Below are 23130 nucleotides of genomic sequence, written 5' to 3'. Positions count from 1 at the left end.
TAATCATTTTGTGTTATATTTTGTCCTTAGAGAGCAATTTAAGGACAGTTATGGTTGATATAACTAATAGCCAAGATCCCGAGCCAGTGGGAAGTAATAATACTCAAAAGAATAGTACTCAAATGATAATGCAAGTATTAACTAATGATGCAAAATCCACAGCACCCATCCCTGATTTTATTAACCGTCTAAAAAGGTTAAATTTGGGAACCGATCAGCACATGATTAGTCTTATTTCAGACCATCCTGATTATGGTAACCGACTAATTTCTTTATTTAAAGTTTTGAAAGAAGCCAAAGTTTTTATAACTAACGATCTTGAATTAATCATTTCCAAAAATATTAACAGTGTCGGTGGAGCTGTCAATTTGTTTGGATTGATTAAAGAATTAGATATTGATCCTCATGTGCTTTCATTGGATCGTTTATTTAAAGCTGCACGATTTGATTCAAACGTAGCACAAAGCGCGCGAGAATTACATCAGCTAGGTGTGCTTGATTTGGACACTTTTGAATTGTTGCTGACTTATCCAGGACAATCTCTTGACATTACACGCTTGATTATTAATCTTCAAGAACATGCCTACAATGCTTCAAGTTTAGTAGAGAAACTTCGTGATAGTTCGATTTCAGCAAATCATATGAGTATAGCGCTGGATCTGCTTAATTTAATGCTTGAAAATAATAGCTATTATTCAAATGCAATTAATATTCTTTTAAGACAAGAACAATATATCAATAAAATTTATGAAGGGGCTAAAAAACTTGTAGCAGAACATTACCCATTGTGTACCTATTTTGAGTTGGTTGAGGAAAACCCCCAAAATGCTAATATTTTCGCGAAAAATATTTTGTTATTAACTAATGCATCACTCATTGATCGTGACAATCTAGATGATTTATTAATGGTAAGCAAATTAGGTGTTGGAGCCTATCATTTCATGAAGCATTTGCAACTGGCAGGTATGTTAAATGCTGGAAATATGCAAAGAATCTGTCAGCCCAATAATATATTGAATCAAAATGAAATTATTGGAAAATTAAGTAATCTTCCTTTGATAGCGAGATTCGAAAGCGAAGAATTGGAGCGGATGTTAGAATTAGTGAGTAAAGCCGCAAGTTCCGGGACGGATATTCAACTCTTCAATGAAATCATAGAGACACATCTTATTCCATGTGCCGGATGTTCACATCCAGGACTACCGTGATAAATGAGTAAGCAGCTTGGCTGTTTGCTCTTTACTCCTCCAAATCAAAATTGAGTTCAAACGACGAAACTTTTTTCTTGTTTGAGGAAAGTTTAACACGTGAGCACTCATTCTATTCTCGAATGTTTCCTGACTCTTTTACTGAATTTTTGGCAGAGCATTTAATTGCAACTGGATTGCTTGCCGTCTTGCAGCTTCATCCTGCTTTTCTTTTATGGCAATGGAATCATTTATGGCATTAATCTTATGTTCCTGTTGGACAACTTCAGCGCTGTCTATAGATGTATTCGCATCCACGGGTACATCTGGATAAGCTACTTGCGGCGGATTATACCCCGGGGCATAAGTATACTGAATTGGTTGATTTGTTGTTCCAACTACATAGGCTGTTGGAGCACAGCCTATGAGAATAAACATCATTCCTAAGAGACTAACAGTGCAGGTTACCTTTATCATGAGACATCGCCTTTAAAGCATAAGGTGTAATAGCTTTTCACCTCAATTGTATAATTATAGATCAAGTATGTAATTATTTTTTATTGATGGTCTGCACGAAGGCGCAGCTGTGATTTGGATTTTCTGATAATGTTCATAACCCAGGTTCCTATTTACTCCACCTGGGCTATGACTCGATTATAATGGTTCCAGGAAATTACCTAGATTAGGTTTTTGGCCTAAGCGATATTGATAAACAATATAGAACGCCATAATATTTTTTAAATAATTACGTGTTTCTTGCCAAGGGAGCGTCTCTATCCACACATCAATCTCTTTAGGTGGGTGAGTTTTTAACCAATAAACTACTTGTTTGGGCCCTGCATTATATGCCGCGGCAATGAGTATTGGGTGATTGCCAAATCGCTTTGCAAGCTGTTTTAAATAGGCTACACCAATATTGATGTTCTTTTGGGATACAAACAACTGCTTTTGATCATTATAAGGAATCTTGTCTGCTTTTGAGACAACTCTCGCTGTATAAGGCATAACTTGCATTAGGCCTCGAGCACCAACTGAAGAAGTAGCATCATCCCTAAACCCACTTTCCTGACGAATAATGGCATAAATAAATTCTGGTGCTACAGCATATTTTTTAGAATAAAGGGAAATACTGTCTTTATAAGCTAATGGAAATCTTAGCGTAAGTTGATTATTTAAGGTTTCGTTATTACTTAAATAGACCGATTTACCATGCCATTGCAGTTTTTGATCGATCCAGTAGACCAGTGCGCTTGCTTCATCTTTAGGTAATTCACTGATGAAATCATTGAGCAAACGTGATGCTTGAAGTGTTTGCTTAGAGATATAGAGTGTTTGGATTTGCTCAATAAATGTTTGATAGGGTTTCAATACATCCAGGTTTGTTGTGGGAATTTCATTGGTAAAGCTGGGCTTTTTATTAAGGCGGAGGCTGGCAAGAAAACCATAATACTGTCTGTTTTTTGCTAAAGGTTCATAGAGGGTCCGTGCTTCTGCCGTTTTTCCTTGTTCCTCTAAAGAGCGTGCTAGCCAGTATTGCCAACAGGGTTCATCTTTACGTTTTGAATCATTAATTAGCTCAGTGACTTGAGTCCAGTTTTTTCTTTTTAAAGCAAAGCGTATTTGCCAATCCAATAATATATCATTGTAGTATTGTGGTTTGACTTTGGTGAACCATTGCAATGCATCTTCATGATTCCGCATGGCTTTATAAAGTGCGACATGAGCTAAAAAGGCCTGTTGTTGGGCTTGATTAAGCATTTTTTGAGTTTTGCTTTGTTGCCATAGCTTAAGCGCTTTATCCATATTAATCGAAACCATACGCTTGAGGCCATAAAGGTAAATGCTGCTATTTAATCCACCTTGGGGCAGCTTAATGATGTACTCCGGATTTTGATAAACGGCATTTAAATTATTTAACTCAGCTGTATGAGGTGTTTTATATTGTTTTAATAAATAACGAGCTAATTGGATATTGCGTTGCTCCAAAGCTAAATCAATTCGTTGAGTAATTAAATTTTGGTCAAAGTTATTATCGTTTAGAAGCAAAGCAAACAAGCTGTTGCAAGAGGGTGGCCTTGAATCACCGCTTAGCCATAATGGAATTGAAGCTTTTAATGCTTCTTGTTCTTTGCCTGTATTGTAGTTTGCAATTTGCTCATAGCAAACGAGATTCAGATCATTAGAGGGTTGATAATATTGGCTAAAGTGAGTCCAGTCCTTATTTTTAGCTAATTCATACAGCCATTTTTCACGCAATTTTGTTGATAAAGGCGTTGTGCCATTAATAAAATCTAAAAAGCTTACACTGGGCGTAGCCGTAGGGAGATTTTGGGTAAAGGATAAATAGGTATTAAAACGTTCCATATAGGCTTCCCCTGAGAGGGCAAGGCAAACCTGAGAACTAATAAATCCACATATGAGTAAAATTACTTTTTTCATAATTTTTCTTAATTAATTTTCTTTGATACATGCTAATTGATTTCGCATGGCATCAATTGTTTCTTTATAATTGTTGCTCTTGAATACAGCAGCGCCGGCTACAAATTGGTTCGCACCCGCGCGTGCCAAAGTAGCAATATTATCTATAGTCACTCCACCATCGACACATAGATCAAGTTGAGGATAGAGTTTGCGGATTTGGGGGATTTTATCAATAATTTCAGTAATCATCTTTTGACCTCCAAAACCGGGATTCACAGTCATTATCAGGATAAAGTCGAGTTTATGGGCACACCATGTCAAGACATCAATGGGTGTTGCCGGGTTTAATACAAGACCCGCTTCACATCCTAAGTCTTTGATGAGTGTTAAACTCCGGTCAAGGTGTATGGTGGCATCAGGGTGAATACTGATTCGTTTTGCTCCGGCTTTTGCGAACGCTTCAATCAGAGCATCAACAGGTTCAACCATGAGATGAACATCGATAGGGAGTTTCGGAAACCGTTTGAGAAAAGCGTCGCAGAATGCCGGTCCAAATGTTAAATTGGGCACATAATGATTATCCATGACATCAAAATGAATAAAATCTGCTCCTGCGTTCATTACGGATTCTACTTCATCGCCCAGACACGTGAGATCAGCAGATAAAATCGAGGGTAAAATATGATAATTCATATGTAATTTTTTAAATTTGGATTGGTACGTATATCATATGCTGTCTTGAGAAAACATTCTACGATGTTCAACAAACTGTAGTATTTTATTGTTCCTGGTTAATTATAGCAACCATTGCAAGCCTCCCTGTGGCTTGAAAATTTGGTCAAAATATGAGACAATATGTATCTATTTCTGCTCTTGCGATTTTTGCAAAGTATCTCAAGATTAAGCGGAATTTCAGAGACCTAATCATGCTTTTTAGGGAGAATAATATGAGTCAGAACTGGCCTACCAGAGACAAAGATTTACAAGCCGCCCGGGTGATTATGGAAGAATACGCCAGTGAGCGCGAAAGTGGCTCTTTAGGTCTTTTTGAAATTGTTGTGGATCAAGCGGAAAAAAAAATGAGTTTCCGTTTATCCGGATGGGTCGTTACCTTAGCAAAACATTATAATTCAATGTATGGCGTGAGTCAGGGTGATTTTGTAACCCGACAAGTCATTACACGGTGCATTACTCAAGGACAAACATTGCATTAATTCGCCATGCGCGCTTAGAATTCAAACAGGTATTTATTGTAATTTAGCTTATAATCCTCAGAATTTTGGAATTGGACGAGGGCTTGGTTGAGTTGTGTTAATAAGTCTGGGTCAGCAGGATTAACAGCTATCCCATAGCCATTACCATACATATAAGGTGGGCCTATTAATTTAAATGAGTCAGATGAATTAGATGCCCAATAAACAGCAGTTGCATTATCCATCAGAATAATATCTACATCTCCTCTAGCCAATGCTGAGAGTTGGTCATCAATATCAGGATACTCCTTAATCTTGGGATTTTTTACTCCCATCTCAGTCAGTTGGTCTAAAAATACAGTTCCAGATTCTATTCCTATCGTTTTAGTATTTAACAGATCCAGGCTAAAATTTTCTTTTGCAATAGTTTTTCTTTCTAAAAAACGCGAATAACTAAGTAGATAAGGTAAGCTGAAATTGATTATTTTTGCGCGGTCGCTAGTAATCGTTATCGAACTGACAGCAACATCCAGTTTTTGATTTGCAACGGCATCAATTAATTGAGCAAAACGCATCACATGGAAGGCACACGTTCTATTCATGATTTTGCATAGGCTGTTCATCATATCAACATCAAAACCATAGGCTTCATTATGAGTTCCTTGCATGACGAATGGGGGATCAAAGCTTTCAATCCCTACATTTAAAGGTTCACCCTGAGCAAAGAGCGAGGAAGTGAAACAAATAAATGCAATCTGGATTATTCGGATCATTTTGAATCTATAGAATTGTTATTGAATTTTATAGGTTATATTATAACGAGAGTACTAATTTTGGGAATGAAAAATAAGAAATTTATGCAAATAGAAATTCCTGAGTTATTGCAATCAAAAGCATGGTTCATTGAAAAGCATCTCTCAGAGATGCATCATCCTTTGCGCGAAATTGCCATCAAATTACTCCTTATTAGTGATTATGCATGTAGACAGATTCATTTATTAAAAGCGTTACTTATGGAGGATGATTGTCGTTCTTTGCTGTCACGTGAGGAATACTTTCATAATTTGAAGAGCCTGTCATTTCATGTGCCTCAAGCGACTTATTTGCGTTCGCTGCGTCAATTTCGTAATACACATTTTTTGCGCTTACTTCTTCTTGAACTATCTGGTATTGCCAATACGGAACAAATTATGCGCGCATGGTCTGATTGTGCTGATGCGCTTATTTTGCATGCAATTGCTTATTGCAAACAAGAATTGTCTTTACGCTATGGTATTCCGCGTGATGAAGCTGGGAATGAAGTTGAGTTATTTACGCTGGCGATGGGGAAGTTGGGAGGCCGGGAGTTAAATTACTCTTCAGATGTTGATCTTATTTTTGCTTATACGGTTGTTGGTGAAACTGATGGCGAAGAGCGCATCGATAATCAGCATTATTTTAGTCGATTAGTTCAACAACTCGTACAGACATTACAAAATGTAACCTCGGATGGATTCGTATTTCGAGTCGATTTAAGATTACGACCTAATGGCGATAGTGGTCCTCTGGTTTCAAGCTTGGCTGCAATGGAAACTTATTACCAAGAACAAGGTCGAGATTGGGAACGATATGCCATGGTTAAGACACGGGTCATTGCTGAGAAGATGGATGAGGTCCAGCTATGGTTTGAGCGTTTAATAGTCCCTTTTGTATATCGACGCTACGTGGATTTTAGCGTAATTGAATCTTTGCGTAGTATGAAGGCTATGATTGAGCGAGAAGTCCAATTAAATCCACGATTGGATGATATAAAACGGGGGCAAGGTGGGATTAGGGAAGTCGAGTTTGTTATTCAGAGTTTTCAGTTAATTCGTGGCGGTCGTTTGCCGCAATTACAAGAACAAAACGCCTTGGCGGCTCTTGCTGTTTTAAAGCATGAGAAACTCCTACCTCATACCGATGCTTTAAAACAAGCATATCTTTTTTTACGTAAACTCGAAAACACACTCCAGAGTTTAAATGATCAGCAGACTCACTCCTTACCTGAAGATCCGGTGAAGCAAAAACAAATTACTTTAGCTATGGGGTATCCTTCCTGGGACGATTTATTAAATAAATTACATCAATATCAGCGGATTATCAGTTATGCATTCCATTCAGTGCTTGGCACTGTTAAAGATTATGAAGATGAGAAAAGATTATTAGCGAATCAATTAGCCAGCCTTTGGCAAGGGCATGTTGAAACCACTATGGCCATTAATTTGTTAACGAGTTTAGGTTTTGCCAATGCAACCCATTGCTACCAAATGATTCATTCCTTCCGTCATAGCCCTCGTTGTCGACGTTTAACCCAAGGTGCTCGAATGCGTCTGGACCGGTTTATGGTGATGTTGCTTGCTGAACTTACTCATGTTGAAAAAACGGATGAAGTTTTATTACAGGTAATGCATTTGCTCGAAAATATTGTGGGGCGTAGTGCGTATCTTGCTTTGTTAACCGAGAATCCGCAAGTTTTAACAGAATTGTTGTTTTGGTTTGCCCAAAGTCCATTTATTACTTCCTTATTAGTGAACCAACCCTTTTTGTTGGAAGTATTGCTGGATCAGGGACAAGAATGGCGGCCTCAATCGTTGCATCAATTACAAAGGCTATTGGTAGAAAAACTAGCCCATCATCCTGATGTTGAAGTACAAGAGGAACTATTGCGTCAATTTAAGCTTACCAATTGGTTAATGGCTGCACGCGCCGAACTTTATGGTTTCTGCAATGCAGTGCGTATTGGCCAATTTTTGTCGGATGTGGCACAAGTGATTGTAAATCAGGTGTTAGTGATCGCAAGCGAGCAATTGTGTTTGCGATATCCGGAAATGGAACAAGCAAAATCACATTTTGTAATTATAGCCTATGGGAAATTGGGCAGTCGCGAAATGAATTATGCCTCTGATTTAGATTTGGTATTTTTACATTCGGCAAAACCTTCCGAAGAAGCATTGATTACTCGGTTAACTCAAAAAATTCTGCACATGTTGACTACTCGTTCCCAGTCGGGGGTGCTTTATACAGTAGATACACGTCTGAGGCCTTCTGGTGCAGCGGGGTTGTTGGTGAGTCATGTTGATGCTTTTGTTGCATATCAAAAAAATCAGGCATGGACATGGGAGCATCAAGCGTTATTAAAAGCACGTATTCTGACGGGAAATGCGAAGATCAGACACACCTTTTTGCAATTGAAAAAATCTGTATTGTTATTGAGGCGAGATAAGCCTACATTGTTGCAAGATGTATTGTCGATGAGATCCAAAATGGAACAATATCAAGAGCGAAATTCTATTTCTGGTGGTTTGTTGGACTTGGAATTTTTAGTTCAGTTTTTAATGCTTCATTTGGGAGAGCCTTCTTTTGCTCGGTATACCAATACATTAAGTCAACTTCATCATTTGTTTTTAGCAGGTGTTTTAAGTAAAGAGCAGTACAATTTTTTTAAGAAAGCATATAAGAAACACCATCAATTACTGCATCAGAATTTACTTCGTCCAGGCGCCATAAAGAGCAAAAACATGCAGGATGAGATATTGGCAATGTGCAAAGAAATTTTTAATCGTTTCCAGTAGCATTATGGACAGAACTTACGAAAACCCCAATCTCTTCGTTAAAAAATGTTTTTAATTCAGTCAATTAGTATATCTAAACTCCCTCATTAAAAACATTTTTTGCCTCGACCTGGCATTTTTCGTAAGTTCTGATGGAGTAATGATGAAACTAGGGAAATAGAGCGCCAGAAATGTTCACGTCCTAGCCCACTGAGCGGCTGCATTCGGCACGGCTTGCACGAAAACAATACTTCAGAAGCCTCACATACTGTGATGTATGCTAGGTTTCCTCAACATCATTTTCGCGCAGCCAGCGCTTAAATCAAACTCACCCCAGGCTTTCATGCTATTATTTGAATTCGGCGTAGAGGTCGTAATCATCACTATCAGTAATCATGACCTCCGCAAAAGATCCCACTTTAATGCCTGGGGTAGGTGGTAGAATAACAAGACCATCAATTTCCGGGGCATCACTTTGGCTTCGTGCGATAATCTGTTCCTGATTAACCTCATCAATTAATACGGTCTGAGTACTACCGATTTTATTTTCTAACTTATTGCGGCTAATTTCTGCTTGTAATTGCATGAAGCGATGATAGCGGTCTTCTTTAATTTCTTCTGGAACTGGATCACTTAATTCATTCGCTTTGGCCCCTTCAACCGGGGAGTATTTGAAACAACCCACCCTATCTAACTGTGCTTCATCAAGGAAGTCGAGCAGCTCTTCAAATTCTTCTTCTGTTTCCCCGGGAAAACCAACAATAAAGGTTGAGCGCAGTGTGATATCAGGGCAAGTTTCTCGCCAAGAAGCAATACGTAATAAGGTATTTTCGCTGCTTGCTGGGCGTTTCATTGCTTTAAGTACTCGCGAATTAGCATGCTGTAATGGAATATCCAGATATGGAAGAATCAACCCATCTCGCATTAAAGGGATAATCTCATCTACATGTGGATAAGGATAAACATAATGCAGACGAATCCAAATGCCTAACTCGCCTAATTGTTCGCACAAATCATAAAAACGCGTGTTAACTGTTTTGTCGTTCCAGGTTATTGGTTGATACCGTGTATCTATTCCATAGGCACTTGTATCCTGAGAAATTACCAAGATTTCGTTTACACCTGCATCTTTTAACTTTTTGGCTTCAGTTAAAACTTGTGCCATTGGATAACTTTGTAATTTCCCACGCATGGTAGGGATAATGCAAAAAGTACATTTTTGATTGCATCCCTCAGATATTTTTAAATAGGCATAATGGCGTGGAGTTAATTTGATTCCTTGAGGAGGAATAAGTTGTGTGAACGGATCTGCAGGCGGAGGCAAATGCTGGTGAACTGCATTGATTACTTCTTCATAGGCATGTGCGCCGCTAATATGCAGAACATCTGGGCATGCTTCTTTAATGATCTCTGCTTTAGCACCTAAGCAACCTGTGACAATGACACGTCCATTTTCTGCCATTGCTTCTTTTATTGTATCCAATGATTCTTTGACGGCACTATCAATAAACCCGCAGGTATTGATGACTACCACACCTGCATCTTGATAACTGGACACCAATTCATATCCTTGAGCACGCAGCTGGGTAATAATGCGTTCTGAATCGACCAGCGCTTTGGGACATCCCAGGCTAACAAAACCTACTTTATGATTCATAAAACTCTAACTGTAAAAAAAGTGAACGAATTATACCTCTTAATGAGTCTTATTGTCGACAGGATTATGGTGATTTAAATCATTTTTTAATTGCTGTACGTACCTGATTATTTTGGTTTAAAAAAAGTATACGCTTTAACCATGGTTTTATTCTATAAAGGAGAATTTTGATTCTTAGAAAGATGAATAACTGTTCATTTGCAGTGATTAGGATTAATTTGACTCATTAAGGTTATTCGATCTGATTTAAGGTTTTTAAAAATTCATTTGCAGAAACTTCGCCAACCAGTTTGTGATTATAGAGCTCTTTACCTTGGGCATCCAGAAAGATAAAAGTTGGTGGCGCCACAACATGGAAGTAGTTGAGCAGGGCTTTATGTTCGGCATTATTTGCGGTTACATCAATTTTAATTACAACAAATCGCGCCAAGGCTTCTTGCACCTGAGGGTCTTTAAATGTTGTTGCCTCCATTACTTTGCAGGATGTGCACCAATCGGCGTAAAAATCAAGCATGACCGGTTTGCCATAGGCGTTTGCTAGGGCTTGTTTTATTGTGCTCAAGTCCTGTTCCTGTTGGGGGTTAATTGATGCAGCACTTGCCGATTGTATAGTTAAGGGCTGTAAGGGATTTGTTGCCCCCATACTGGCGCCGACTAAAATCAAGAAACCATAGACGAGTAGAATGAGTCCTACTCCTTGATTGAATTTTTCTCGATGGGTTACAGAATAGGTCAGGGCGCCACTGTAAATTCCTGAAAAAATAAGTAAGCTTGCCCATAAGAGCATACTGAGCAGTGGGGGAGCTATCCGAGCAATGAGGTTAATAGCAACGGCAATAAAAATAATGCCGAACAGTGACTTGATGGTATTCATCCAGCTTCCTGTTTCAGGTAACCATTTGCCAGCAGAAGTACCGATGAGTAGAAGTGGTGTGCCCATCCCCAAGCCTAAGACAAACAAAGTCAGACAGCCGAGGAGAACGTTTCCTGTTTGAGCGATGTAGGTTAATACCCCAATAAGAGGTGCCGTAACACAAGGCGAAAGAATCAGAGTGGATAAACACCCCATGATTGCAGCCCCAAGATAGTGACCACCTCTTCGGTTACTGGAGCCGTGTATTTTCGCTTGCCAAGAATGAGGTAGCTTGAACTCATAAAATCCAAACATGGATACGGCCAGCACAACAAAAATCAGGCTAAACACTCCAATAGCCCAGGGTGATTGCATACTAATTTGCAGATTGGCTCCAAGCAAAGCAACTACAGCCCCGATGATTGAATAGGTAATCGACATGCTAAGCACGTAGCTTAACGAGAGAAAAAATGCTTTTCTTGTGGTAATTTCTTTGCCGTGACCAACGATAATTCCAGATAAAACGGGAACCATAGGTAAAATGCATGGAGTGAATGACAAAAGTAAACCAAAGCCATAAAAGGAAAATAGAATTAAGAACCAATTGTGGCTCGAAAAGATTTTAGTTACCCCATCATTTTGTGATTCTTCAGTGACTGTGGACTCGATATTTGGGGAAGACTCCAGGCTCGCTTGTGCTAAAGCCAAATCATTATCTATGGATAGTTGGATTGTCTTGGTTTCAGGAGCATAACAAAAACCATCATCAGAACATCCCTGATAATGTAAATCAATCAAGGCCTCTCCTGGCTTATTCCCTAAAATTCCAACGGGAATGGTGACTTGATTGCGATAGACGGAAAATTCATGTCCTAGTTTGTCTACTTTTTTCTCTGGGAAAGGGAAACGCAGGGTTCCTAAATGAAATGTACCATTCTTTTTCGTTGTTAATTTAATGCGATCGCTATAAAGAAAATAATGCGGCTTTACCTGGAAATTAATCGCAAATGTATTGGGATCAACCTTGCTTATATTCACATGAAATACTTCAGCAGCCGGAAGCGGGTTTGCGTGTAGAGCAAATGTAGTTATGCAACAAAATAACAACAAAAACCATTTTCTCATTCTGAAAACCTTTATAATAAGGGGCTTGAACATATTTATATGTAACTATATCAGAACATCATGTAGAGTGAATGAATTAAAAATTAAAATTTTTTTTATTTTAACCCTTGAAACTCTGTTCCTTGGCCCCATATGGCTTTCAGTAACATTGCAAATTGACTTTAAAGTTTAATTAATCAGGAGATAAAAGCATGAAAATTCGTCCTTTACACGATCGAGTTGTTGTTCGTCGTATGGAAGAAGAGCGTACCACAGCAGGTGGTATTGTTATTCCAGATAGCGCTACTGAAAAACCAATGCGTGGTGAAGTCATTGCGGTTGGTGTTGGTAAGATACTAGACAATGGTGATGTTCGTGCGTTAGCAGTAAAAGTGGGTGATATTGTCCTGTTCGGCAAATACTCAGGTACCGAAGTGAAAATTGACGGTAAAGAACTGGTTGTGATGCGTGAAGACGACATCATGGGTGTAATTGAGAAGTAATCGTTTCATTAGGAGAGAGAGATAATGGCTAAAGAATTACGTTTTGGTGACGACGCGCGTTTACAAATGCTCGCAGGTGTTAATGCATTAGCTGATGCAGTGCAAGTAACTATGGGCCCACGTGGTCGTAATGTTGTATTAGAAAAAGCTTATGGAGCCCCAACTGTAACTAAAGACGGTGTATCTGTTGCTAAAGAAATCGAATTTGACCAACGCTTCATGAACATGGGCGCGCAAATGGTTAAAGAAGTTGCATCTAAAACTTCTGATACTGCTGGAGACGGTACTACTACAGCTACTGTATTGGCTCGTGCGATTGTGGTTGAAGGTTATAAAGCAATTGCTGCTGGCATGAATCCTATGGATCTGAAGCGCGGAATTGACAAAGCAGTTGCTGCAATCACTAAGAAATTGCAAGCAATGTCTAAGCCTTGCAAAGACAATAAAGCAATTGCTCAAGTAGGTACTATTTCTGCTAACTCTGATGAGGCAATTGGCGCTATTATTGCTAGTGCAATGGATAAAGTAGGTAAAGAAGGCGTTATCACTGTTGAAGACGGTAACAGTCTTGAAAATGAATTATCTGTTGTTGAAGGAATGCAGTTTGATCGTGGTTATATTTCTCCATACTTCATCAACAATCAACAAAACATGACTTGTGAGCTTGAGCATCCATTCATTCTGTTGGTTGACAAGAAAATCTCCAGTATCCGTGACATGTTGTCTGTATTGGAAGGTGTTGCAAAATCAGGCCGTCCATTGTTGATCATTGCAGAAGATGTTGAAGGTGAAGCTTTAGCAACTCTGGTTGTTAACAACATGCGTGGTATTGTTAAAGTATGTGCCGTTAAAGCTCCTGGTTTTGGTGATCGTCGTAAAGCAATGTTGCAAGACATCGCAATTTTGACCAGTGGTGAAGTAATCTCTGAAGAAATTGGTAAGAGCTTAGAAGCTGCTACTTTAGAAGATTTAGGTACTGCAAAACGCGTCGTAGTAACCAAAGAAAATACTACGATTATTGATGGCGAAGGTAAAGCTGCTGATATCAATGCACGTATCGCTCAAATTCGTGCTCAAATCGAAGAAACTACTTCTGATTATGATCGTGAGAAATTACAAGAGCGTGTTGCTAAACTTTCTGGCGGTGTTGCGGTCATCAAAGTTGGTGCTGCTACTGAAGTAGAAATGAAAGAGAAAAAAGCTCGTGTTGAAGATGCATTGCACGCTACTCGCGCTGCTGTTGAAGAAGGTATCGTAGCCGGTGGTGGTGTTGCTTTAATCCGTGCACAAAAAGCTCTGGACTCTTTAAAAGGCGACAATGACGATCAAAACATGGGTATCAACATTCTACGTCGTGCTATTGAAGCGCCAATGCGTCAGATCGTATCAAACGCTGGTTATGAAGCTTCAGTAATTGTAAACAAAGTTTCTGAAAACAAAGACAACTATGGGTTCAATGCTGCGACTGGTGATTTTGGTGACATGGTTGACATGGGTATTTTGGATCCAACTAAAGTAACTCGTATGGCATTACAAAATGCTGCTTCTGTAGCAAGTTTAATGCTGACTACTGAGTGTATGGTTGCTGATTTACCAAAGAAAGAAGAAGCTGCTGGTGATATGGGTGGCATGGGCGGAATGGGCGGTATGGGAGGCATGGGCGGCATGATGTAAGCCTCTCTCCATTTCCATTCCTTTAAAAACCCGCCTTTATGGCGGGTTTTTTATTGAAAATAATGGAATTTTTGCTGTGTATCATCCAAAATGATGTTGAATAATAAAGTCAGGAGTCATGATGGGAGCAATGATTAAAAAGTTGGAAGTTGTTTTAGCAGATACATATGCTTTGTATCTTAAAACACAAAATTATCACTGGCATGTTAAGGGAATGCAGTTTAAAAGTTTGCATGAATTATTTGAAATGCAATATAAAGCATTGGCAGATGCTGTTGATGAAATTGCAGAGCGAATTTTAATTATGGGGCATAAGGCGCCGGCTACTTTTACGGCATTGAATCAATTAAAAACAATCAAAGATGGTGACTCAAATATTGATGCGAATCATATGGTGAGTGAACTGGCTCAAGATCATGGGGTTTTGGTTAAAGATTTAAACACAGCGGTTAAACTCGCACAGGAGCATGGTGATGAAGGGACGATTGCTTTGCTCAGCGAACGTATTGCAGCTCATGAAAAAGCACGCTGGATGTTAAATGCGTCTATTGGCTAAAATAATTTATAGTTATTCGTAGCCTGGGGGAAGCAAAGCGAAACCCAGGTTATATTCACGGTTTCACTCATTTTATCAAAGCTATATCTGTTATTTGTTCATTATCGTTTTCGTTTCGGCGCCTTTTTTTATGACAATGATGCTGATACGCCTGTTTTCAGGACTGTAGGGATCTTGTTGATTAAGAGGCTCAGTTGATGAAAAACCGGCTACACGCACGACTCTATCGGGATTCAAACCTGCCTTAACCAAAGCACGACGGGCAGCATTGGCTCTTTGAGCCGATAGTTCCCAGTTGGTGTATTCTAATTCATCCGGATTATGGTATGGATGTGCATCGGTGTGCCCTTCAATAGTAATTTTATTGGGGACGTTCTTAAGTAATTTTGCGATTTGGGTAAAGATCTGATCCATGCCCGGATTAAGTTTGTCTGAACCCACATCAAACATAGGTTTATTTTGATTGTCGATTAACTGAATACGCAACCCATTATTTACTACTTCCATAATTAATTGATTTTTTAAACCAGCAAGAGAAGGATCTTCTTTAATACTTAAATTAATCTTTGATTTCAACTCTTCAAGTTTTTGGGTTTCATTTTCAGTTGACTGAATTACTTGAATGTCTTGGGCTTTTTTATTCGGAGCAGATGGGTGATCTGTTGTTGAAACTTGACCATTCGTGTCTTTTACTTTAGGTCCACCTCCCTTAAGATTAATTTGCTGGTTACCCACATTTTCACCTCCAAAAAAAGTGATTTTCATTGGTTGTTTAAAATATTCGGCAATACCGTCTTTTTGAGCTTTATTCAGTGAGGCAATCAACCACATTAACAAAAAAAATGCCATCATTGCTGTTACAAAATCAGCAAAAGCAATTTTCCACGATCCACCGTGATGCTTGTGCTGATTTTTTTTTATTTTTCGAATTATAGGTGTTGAACCAGATTTTCCTTTATTGCTGTTATCATTCATTCTATAACCTCATTAGCCTGGAGTAGGTTCCGCAGAAGAACTCTCTCCTGAATCGGATGAGGATGCTGCTGGCTTGAAATTTTTAATTTCTTCATTGAGCTGGGTAAAGGAGGGACGTTGTGCGGAAAACAATACTTTACGTCCGAATTCCACTGCAATAATAGGTGGATTATTGTGTAAACTCGCCAATATTGTCGCTTTTATGCACTGTAGCATCAATTGCTCCTGATTGGCATGATGCTCCATTGCTGAAGCTACAGGACCAATAAATCCATAACCGATTAAAATCCCCAAAAACGTACCTACAAGAGCATGTGCAATGAGAACTCCTAATTCTGGCGGCGGCAAATTGATCGATTCCATGGTATGTACTACACCAAGAACTGCCGCAACGATACCAAAGGCGGGCATGGCATCAGCAAGTTTTGTTAAAGCATTAGCAGGAATCATTTCTTCCTCATGATGCGATTCAATTTCCATATCGATTAAGGCCTCCAGCTGAAAAGGTTGGAGATTTGAAGTAATGATTAATCTTAAGTAATCACAAATGAACTCAATAATATGATGGTTTTTCATTATTGAAGGATAAGCATTGAAAATAGCGCTTTCTTGAGGTGCTTCAATATCCCTTTCCAGAGACATAAGTCCTTGTTGGCGTGCCTTATTCAGCAGAGTGTATAATAGGCCTAACAGATTACTGGAAGTTTCCTTAACGGATTTTTCCCCACGAAAAACCTTGGGTAGTGCTTTTAACAATGATTTTAACACTGTAGCGCTATTCCCTACAATTAGTGAGCCTATGGCTGCTCCTGCAATAATAAGCAATTCAATCGGTTGAAAGACCGCAGCAAGATGACCTCCACCCAAAGCGAATCCTCCAAAAACACAGAGTAGTATGACGATATAACCAATTAGAATTAACATTTTTATTTGAACTCCAAATTCCCTTTAAATTCTTGCAAATTCTTTATTTAAGATAATCGTGGACAACACGACCATAAGGCAAGGTGAGATCTGTCAATAAATGTACACCATTTACGATGCGTTTTACGGGGAGATTTGCTACAGGAGCCAATGCATGATGTGCTAATTGCAATTGAGCTGGTCCTTGCCAAGCCCCTTTGATAACCACATTTTCAAGATAATATTCAACAAGCTCACAAATTCGAACACTACCATCAACATGAGGGATGATTTTAAGTAAATAATTTGGCGTAGCGAGTGATTCTGCTACTTTTTTTACATCCAGCGCTTCATATTTATAACCCATAGTTGCTGTAGCGATCCGACAAGGGCCATATTCGAGAGTGCCCAACAACGTTTCATGTACGACTTCCAGTTTGGGTTGTGCCAGCTTTTTGGGAAAGCCCCAAATTTCTCGACCACCAGCTATAGGAGGAAGATCATCTAAAAACATAGCATGGGTGTAATTTCCTATTTTACCTTTATAACGTACCGGGATGACTTGACCTGATTCTGTATAATCTCCAAATCCCGTTGAATCAGGCATGCGAATGAATTCAAACTTGACTAGAGGTTCTACTACTTCTAACGGTTCAGGAACCACTTCACGAAGCAGATCTATATCAGTTTCATAGGTAATAATTAAAAATTCCCTGTTGATGAAACGGTAAGGGCCACGAGGATAAGATGGACTGATGAGTGGCATGGCAAATGCTCGTTGAATTACATCCGCTTCATTCATTTTCAGACTCCTCCTTTAGATGTTTATTTGACGCCATATCATATACGGCAATACCCGTTGTATCTGGCATTTTTTTGTTCCAAGGTGATTTTTTGATGGCTTTTCTCCCATCAATGTAGCCGTGTTTTATGCGTTCCAAGATGCTTTTGTTTGAAAATTCATAATCTTTTGAAGAAAACTCAGTCTCATCATGTTCGTATAAAAAGCGAACTAAAGAAATTGTAGATTGATGCCCACGTGCCATACACAGTTGAAGTTCTGGATTTTCCTTTTCTTCTTCAGGAATATAACGCGAAAGAATATGAATGGTATTTTTTAAAGCATGAATTTGCTGATACGTTTGTACTGCTTTGGAAAAGCGGCTGGAATACTCTATGTCTTTTTTTCGTTTCAGTACGGCATCTAATGAAGTGGGATAGAGGCCATAAGAGTCAAATAAATGAATTGAGAAACACAATAAATTATGGGGGCATTGATTTGCAGATAATATATAAGTTACCGGGGAATTACTGGAAATTCCACCATCCCAATAATATTCACCTTCAATTTCAACAGCTGGAAAACCAGGAGGTAATGCGCCGCTGGCCATGATATGCTCAGGCCCAATTTTTGTATTTTGTGAATCAAAGTACACCATTTCACCAGTGCAAATTTCAACGGCACCAATGCTTATGCGTGTCTCTTGAGCGTTATTGAGTCGATCAAAATCAATAAATTGTTCTAGAGTCGACTTTAAGTTTTTGGTGTCGTAAAAACTCAAGGTATCAGGCGTGTCATAATATCCCATAAGCAGCGGTGGAAAACGAGGTGTAAAAAAACCTGGCTGGCCAAAAAGTAGTGCGGTTTGGGCGGATAGAATATGTTCAATTCTACGGCTTGCATCATCATTTGGAAGGAGTTTGCTCTCGATAAAAGAAGGAGTGGCTATGGTCTCCCAAAATTGATACATTTTTTCAACCCGTACCTTGGGTGGATTACCTGCTGCAATTGCCGCGTTAATCGCGCCGATTGAGGTGCCGGCAAACCAGTTTGGGTTATAACCAGCCTCATCCAAAGCATGCAAAATTCCCACCTGGTAAGCGCCTAAAGCGCCTCCACCTTGAAAACAACAAGCAACATGATGATGGGGCATTGTAGTCTTACTTTTTTTTGTTCGAGCCATAGGCCTTACTCCATGAACCATCCATGACTAACAATTAGCGACTGACCTGTCAGAGCATTTGATTCAAAAGAAGCAAAAAATAATGCAGTTTGTGCTACGTCATCGGTGGTAGTGAATTCTCCATCCACTGTATCTTTCAGCATTACATTTTTAATGACTTGTTCTTCTGTAATTCCTAATTCTTTAGCTTGTTCAGGAATTTGTTTGTCGACTAGCGGGGTACGTACAAATCCTGGGCAAATCACGTTAGCTCTTACGTTATGGGCGGCTCCTTCTTTGGCTACCACCTTACACAAGCCAATTAAACCATGCTTTGCTGTCACGTACGGTGCTTTCAGTTTAGACGCTTCTTTAGAATGGACTGAACCCATATAGATAATGCTTCCTCCCTTACCAGAAGCATACATATGTCTTAGTGCAGCTCGAGTTGTTAAAAATGCTCCATCCAATTGAATTGATATTAATTTTTTCCAATCAGAAAATGACAGTTGCTCTACAGGGCTGATAATTTGAATTCCTGCGTTGCTGACCATAACGTCAAGGCCGCCAAAGTATTTAGCAACATCATCCACGCCTTTATCAACCTGATTTTCATCGGTGACATTCATGGCAACGGCCATGGCTTCTCCACCTTTAGACTTTATTTCTTCAGCTGCAAGATTTGCTTGATCTAGATTAAGGTCTGCAATGGCAACTTTGGCTCCTGCTTTTGCATAGACTAAGGCGATTTCTTTACCTATGCCACTGGCGGCACCGGTAATTAGTGCTACTTTGTTTTTTAAGCGCATGATTACAATCCTTGTATAAGTATTATTTTGATTTAACGATCAACTATTTAGGCTTAATCTAAAATTCTTTTACAAAGTATAGCAATGGAAATTTGATATTGCCTTATATTCCTAAGATTTTTGTTATCATTTAGAAAATTATAAAAACAAATCCTTTTTTAATAGGTGGCCTCTTAACCTCATTTTGGAGGTTAAGAGGGAATTTTACTTGTATTAGTAGTAATATGGACGATAGTAATGATGATAGTAATAAGCGCGACGATCCTGTTCTTGGCCGATTGCATTTCCTACTAGTGCTCCAGCTCCTGCGCCAATTACAGTTCCAACTGCACTGCCTCCAGATACAGCATAGCCTATACCTGCTCCGGCAGCACCGCCAGCGGCAGTACCTACTTGAGTATTGGTGCATCCCCCAAGCATAAAAGCTGATAAACCAATAAAAAATAAGGGAGCGATAATTTTTTTCATAGTGTAACTCCTTTTATAGTGTTCAGGATTTTTGTATTGATAGAGCACAATTCAGTACAAAAAATCCTAGTTGCATCATCTTCACTATGATTCTAGTACAAAAATAACATTTTATGTAAAATAAGTGAGCATAAATTGTATTGCATACTATTTTTTAAATATCTAATTTTACTCTGACCCACATTTTCCAGTAGTATTAGTAGTATGAAGAATAATAAAAAACAGAGGACTTTATGTTTAAAGGAAGCATTGTCGCTTTATTAACACCCATGAAGAATGATCAGGTGGATGTCCCACGTTTGCGAGAATTGGTCGAGTTTCATATTGAAATGGGGAGCCATGGTCTTGTCGCAGCCGGTACTACCGGAGAATCAGGTACTTTATCACATGAGGAAAAACTACTAGTCATTAAAACAGTAGTTGATCAAGCCAAAGAACGAATTCCTGTTATTGCAGGCACTGGCATGAATGCAACCCGGGATTGTATTCAACTCACCCTTGAAGCTATGGAGTGTGGTGCTCATGCTGCGTTGATTATGACCCCTGCCTATATCAGACCGACTCAAGAAGGGCTATATTTACATTATAGCCAGATAGCAGAAGCGGTTGCTATGCCGATTATTCTGTATAATGTACCAACGAGAACTGCTTGTGATATGTTGCCTGAAACAGTAGCCAAGCTTGCAAAGATTTCCAATATTGTGGGAATAAAGGATGCTACAGGACAGATGACTCGCTTACAGCAAATTTTGCGTCTTTCAGAAGGCAGTATCGATGTGTATAGTGGAGATGATTTTACTGCTGCATCTTGGATGTTGGCTGGAGCGAAGGGAAATATTTCAGCAGCGGCTAATGTGGTTGCCAAATTAATGGCTAAATTATGTGACTCGGCTTTAGATGGTGATCATGCAGCATGTTTACGTTTAAACGAACAATTAATGCCTTTATATGAATTATTGTTTGTTGAAACGAACCCGATTGCAATAAAATGGGCAGCAAATAGAATGGGGCTAATGGAGAATGAATTAAGATTGCCATTAACCCGTTTATCAAAAGAACATCATGAGCCATTGGAAAAGATGATGAAGAATTTGGAGTTGATTTAAGTGAAAAAGTTGTTTTTTTTAATTTTTGTAACACTTGTGCTCTGTGGTTGTAGTCGTTATGCCAGTAATGGTGAACATCTTTACTTGAGTAGTCGTAATGGCCCCCCATTGGAAGTTCCACCGCCATTATCGAAAGCAAACATTAGTAGTTTTTATGATTTGCCTCAACAGAACCAGGATGCGCGTGTAAGTATCGCACCACCTGTATCATAAGGGGTTTATTATGACACCATCAGAATCAGCTGAGTTACTTATTGTACAGGAGTTATCGCAGCGTATTGTGGAAGCGCAGCGTAAAATCAGGATTCTTGATAGTATTAAATGGGATGAATCAATAAAAAAGGAATTTTTTAAACATAAAGGCAAAAAGCTTCCAGTTGTTGATAAAGAATATTACGATAAGAAGCCTATACCTTTCGATGTTCATGATAAACAAGAAGAATTCCGGATTATTTTGCGTGATACCCAGAATCAACTTGGACAGTATTCTACTTTAACTCGTTTAATACGCCGTCAGTGCGAAGAATACAGTCGGGCTACGCAAATGCTTGCCAAACGAGGTACCCCTGCATTTTCCGAGTTGGCAATGGAATTATATGGAAGTCCAAACGATGTATTCTATGCAGGTGGGCCACGAATGTCAGAGATGGGCACTTTGCTCTTTGATGTGTTAACAGGGCTTAGTGTCCAATTACAATCTGAAGCCGATGTAAAACGTTACACGCCCCAGCAGGCTCAAGAAATTTTGCAAGCGCGTTTAGGTCAATTTTTTGATAAACATCCTGGCAAGGTAACTGTGATGGTCAGTGATGATATGATTGCGGATGCTTCTGCAGGAGCAGATAGCATTAAATTGAGCCAGCAAGCAATGTTTAGTGATCGCGATCTTCGTTATCTTGAAGTACATGAAGGTTGGGTTCACGTTGGAACAACCTTAAATGGCTCCATGCAGCCCAATTGTTTTTTTCTTTCCAAAGGCTCGCCATCCAGCAGCGTCATTCAGGAAGGTTTGGCGGTGATTACGGAGATTGTAACTTTTTCTTCATATCCTAGCCGCATGTTAAAGATTACCAATCGCGTAATTGCTTTGGATATGGTGACACAAGGGGCAGATTTTCTCGATATTTATAATTATTTTATGGATTGTGGTCTAAGCGAAGAAGACAGCTACAATCAATCAGTACGTGTCTTTAGAGGAAGTACGCCTACAGGTGGTCCTTTCACCAAAGATTTGTCTTATGCCAAGGGCTTTGTATTGATTTACAATTACATCCGTTTTGCGATTAGCCGCAAGCATGTGGAGTCCATACCTTTATTATTTACCGGGAAATTAGTGCTTGACGATTTGCCTTTACTTACTGAACTTAAGGAGCGTGGAATTTTAACCAATCCTGTTTATCTTCCCCCCCCATTTCAAGATTTGGCAGCGTTAAGTGCGTGGATGAGTTTTTCTTTGTATTTGAATCAATTTGATTTAAATGAGATCCAAAAGAATTTCCGCTTTTTGATCGTTTAAAACATCCCCTAGCCTTGACGCGCAGCGGACCCCGGAAATGAATGTGACTCCGGGGCTACCGCTCCGCTTTCACCCATAGCAAAACCCGAGGATGAATATATGGAGAGTCTGGGTTACGGACTTTGCTTTCACCCAGGACTAAGACATTTAAAATTAAGCTTTACATGCTAAAGCTTCAACAAGCTCAACAGGTTCTTCTCTTAACCGTTGATGTGTAAAGAAGCGAGCGTGGTTATAACTTAAATTAGGTTTCTCTTGCTCTTTTATTGTTTTTGAAAGTTCAGGGTATTCATCCAAAAGCAATCGAGCTTGTTCTTTGATGTATGAATCATTAGATTTATTAATCATATTGAAATAATAGGTCGCTGTTTGTAAATCATTGGCATCATTTGAGTTCCCCAATATTTGCACCATAACCAGCATGGCATTAGTGCATTTCAAATTCGCGGCCTGGCGCATGGTTTGTTTGTACTCAGAAGATGTTGGTGGATAAATATGGGCTAAATGGTATAAAGCCATAGGATTATCTCGAGCTAAAACGATCATTTTAGGTAAATGTTGGAGCACAGCTTGTTGTAAAACATGATCGTTAGGTGAGCTGTGTAATTGATTTACCAGCGCAGCAAACTCATTACTTGAAGTGGCCATATCCTACCCCCTAACATTGACTACATTCCCTTGTAGGATAAAAGG

The 23130-nt window shown here is 39.2% G+C and carries 22 protein-coding genes; 9 read left to right on the top strand and 13 right to left on the bottom strand.

Annotated features, from left to right (window positions below):
• Positions 1-50 precede the first annotated feature (50 nt).
• Entirely contained in the window at positions 51-1208 is a 1158-nt protein-coding gene (locus tag DGG96_RS11590; protein ID WP_110142818.1) for a hypothetical protein, read from the top strand.
• 138 nt (positions 1209-1346) lie between these two features.
• Here DGG96_RS11590 and DGG96_RS11585 read toward each other — a convergent pair whose 3' ends face one another.
• The 3 genes from DGG96_RS11585 to rpe all read right to left on the bottom strand — a co-directional run bounded on the left by DGG96_RS11585 (position 1347) and on the right by rpe (position 4301).
• Entirely contained in the window at positions 1347-1664 is a 318-nt protein-coding gene (locus DGG96_RS11585; protein ID WP_110142817.1) for a hypothetical protein, read from the bottom strand.
• A 177-nt stretch (positions 1665-1841) separates the two neighbouring features.
• Positions 1842-3626: a transglycosylase SLT domain-containing protein gene (locus tag DGG96_RS11580; protein WP_110142816.1), complete on the bottom strand. Its 1785-nt coding sequence runs from the start codon at positions 3624-3626 to the stop codon at positions 1842-1844.
• 12 nt (positions 3627-3638) lie between these two features.
• On the bottom strand, positions 3639-4301 hold the full coding sequence (gene rpe / locus DGG96_RS11575) for a ribulose-phosphate 3-epimerase (protein ID WP_110142815.1): 663 nt from the start codon (positions 4299-4301) through the stop codon (positions 3639-3641).
• A 254-nt stretch (positions 4302-4555) separates the two neighbouring features.
• Here rpe and DGG96_RS11570 point away from each other — a divergent pair, with 254 nt between their 5' ends.
• Positions 4556-4822, top strand: a complete 267-nt coding sequence (locus DGG96_RS11570) for a hypothetical protein (protein ID WP_110142814.1) — start codon at positions 4556-4558, stop codon at positions 4820-4822.
• Between the two features lie 14 nt (positions 4823-4836).
• Here DGG96_RS11570 and DGG96_RS11565 read toward each other — a convergent pair whose 3' ends face one another.
• The gene (locus DGG96_RS11565; protein WP_110142813.1) at positions 4837-5574 is read right to left on the bottom strand and encodes a transporter substrate-binding domain-containing protein; all 738 of its coding nucleotides are present in this window, start codon (positions 5572-5574) and stop codon (positions 4837-4839) included.
• 84 nt (positions 5575-5658) lie between these two features.
• Here DGG96_RS11565 and glnE point away from each other — a divergent pair, with 84 nt between their 5' ends.
• Positions 5659-8391 carry a bifunctional [glutamate--ammonia ligase]-adenylyl-L-tyrosine phosphorylase/[glutamate--ammonia-ligase] adenylyltransferase gene (gene glnE, locus DGG96_RS11560; protein WP_233590587.1) on the top strand — a complete coding sequence of 911 codons (2733 nt, stop codon included), beginning with the start codon at positions 5659-5661 and terminating at the stop codon, positions 8389-8391.
• A 328-nt stretch (positions 8392-8719) separates the two neighbouring features.
• Here glnE and rimO read toward each other — a convergent pair whose 3' ends face one another.
• Together rimO and dsbD are read right to left on the bottom strand one after the other, a co-directional pair.
• Complete coding sequence (gene rimO / locus DGG96_RS11555; RefSeq protein WP_110142811.1) at positions 8720-10027, bottom strand: 30S ribosomal protein S12 methylthiotransferase RimO; 1308 nt, start codon at positions 10025-10027, stop codon at positions 8720-8722.
• A 232-nt stretch (positions 10028-10259) separates the two neighbouring features.
• Positions 10260-12005, bottom strand: coding sequence for a protein-disulfide reductase DsbD (gene dsbD, locus DGG96_RS11550; protein ID WP_110142810.1), 1746 nt, complete (start codon positions 12003-12005; stop codon positions 10260-10262).
• Positions 12006-12196: 191 nt separating this feature from the next.
• On the opposite strand from dsbD, the gene groES reads away from it, so the two are divergent.
• The 3 genes from groES (at position 12197) to DGG96_RS11535 (ending at position 14717) form a co-directional block, all read left to right on the top strand.
• Positions 12197-12487: a co-chaperone GroES gene (gene groES / locus DGG96_RS11545; RefSeq protein ID WP_110142809.1), complete on the top strand. Its 291-nt coding sequence runs from the start codon at positions 12197-12199 to the stop codon at positions 12485-12487.
• A 24-nt stretch (positions 12488-12511) separates the two neighbouring features.
• Complete coding sequence (gene groL / locus DGG96_RS11540; RefSeq protein WP_110142808.1) at positions 12512-14161, top strand: chaperonin GroEL; 1650 nt, start codon at positions 12512-12514, stop codon at positions 14159-14161.
• Between the two features lie 121 nt (positions 14162-14282).
• Positions 14283-14717 carry a Dps family protein gene (locus tag DGG96_RS11535; protein WP_110142807.1) on the top strand — a complete coding sequence of 145 codons (435 nt, stop codon included), beginning with the start codon at positions 14283-14285 and terminating at the stop codon, positions 14715-14717.
• A gap of 90 nt (positions 14718-14807) precedes the next feature.
• Here DGG96_RS11535 and motB read toward each other — a convergent pair whose 3' ends face one another.
• The 6 genes from motB to DGG96_RS11505 all read right to left on the bottom strand — a co-directional run bounded on the left by motB (position 14808) and on the right by DGG96_RS11505 (position 19815).
• A complete protein-coding gene (gene motB, locus DGG96_RS11530; RefSeq protein ID WP_110142806.1) occupies positions 14808-15692 on the bottom strand; it encodes a flagellar motor protein MotB in 885 nt (294 codons plus the stop codon).
• 12 nt (positions 15693-15704) lie between these two features.
• Complete coding sequence (gene motA / locus DGG96_RS11525; protein ID WP_110142805.1) at positions 15705-16616, bottom strand: flagellar motor stator protein MotA; 912 nt, start codon at positions 16614-16616, stop codon at positions 15705-15707.
• Between the two features lie 43 nt (positions 16617-16659).
• On the bottom strand, positions 16660-17397 hold the full coding sequence (locus DGG96_RS11520; protein ID WP_110142804.1) for an acetoacetate decarboxylase: 738 nt from the start codon (positions 17395-17397) through the stop codon (positions 16660-16662).
• Positions 17390-18559, bottom strand: coding sequence for a patatin-like phospholipase family protein (locus tag DGG96_RS11515; RefSeq protein WP_110142803.1), 1170 nt, complete (start codon positions 18557-18559; stop codon positions 17390-17392). The genes DGG96_RS11520 and DGG96_RS11515 overlap by 8 nt, the downstream gene beginning before the upstream one ends.
• Before the next feature lie 5 nt (positions 18560-18564).
• Positions 18565-19347, bottom strand: a complete 783-nt coding sequence (locus DGG96_RS11510) for a 3-hydroxybutyrate dehydrogenase (protein WP_110142802.1) — start codon at positions 19345-19347, stop codon at positions 18565-18567.
• A gap of 213 nt (positions 19348-19560) precedes the next feature.
• Complete coding sequence (locus DGG96_RS11505; RefSeq protein WP_110142801.1) at positions 19561-19815, bottom strand: glycine zipper domain-containing protein; 255 nt, start codon at positions 19813-19815, stop codon at positions 19561-19563.
• Between the two features lie 233 nt (positions 19816-20048).
• On the opposite strand from DGG96_RS11505, the gene dapA reads away from it, so the two are divergent.
• The 3 genes from dapA to DGG96_RS11490 are packed head-to-tail and all read left to right on the top strand — an operon-like array spanning position 20049 to position 22437.
• Positions 20049-20921, top strand: a complete 873-nt coding sequence (dapA, locus tag DGG96_RS11500; protein WP_110142800.1) for a 4-hydroxy-tetrahydrodipicolinate synthase — start codon at positions 20049-20051, stop codon at positions 20919-20921.
• Complete coding sequence (locus DGG96_RS11495; protein WP_110142799.1) at positions 20922-21134, top strand: hypothetical protein; 213 nt, start codon at positions 20922-20924, stop codon at positions 21132-21134.
• Between the two features lie 10 nt (positions 21135-21144).
• Positions 21145-22437 (top strand): flavohemoglobin expression-modulating QEGLA motif protein, encoded by a 1293-nt coding sequence (locus DGG96_RS11490; RefSeq protein ID WP_110142798.1) that lies wholly within the window; start codon positions 21145-21147, stop codon positions 22435-22437.
• 153 nt (positions 22438-22590) lie between these two features.
• Here the strand turns inward: DGG96_RS11490 and DGG96_RS11485 are convergent, their stop codons facing one another.
• Positions 22591-23085 (bottom strand): hypothetical protein, encoded by a 495-nt coding sequence (locus DGG96_RS11485; protein WP_110142797.1) that lies wholly within the window; start codon positions 23083-23085, stop codon positions 22591-22593.
• Positions 23086-23130: the final 45 nt, after the last annotated feature.

The organism is Legionella qingyii (genome assembly GCF_003184185.1).
Note: the sequence above shows the minus strand (reverse complement) of the source record. Positions and strands in the feature narration are given on the sequence as shown.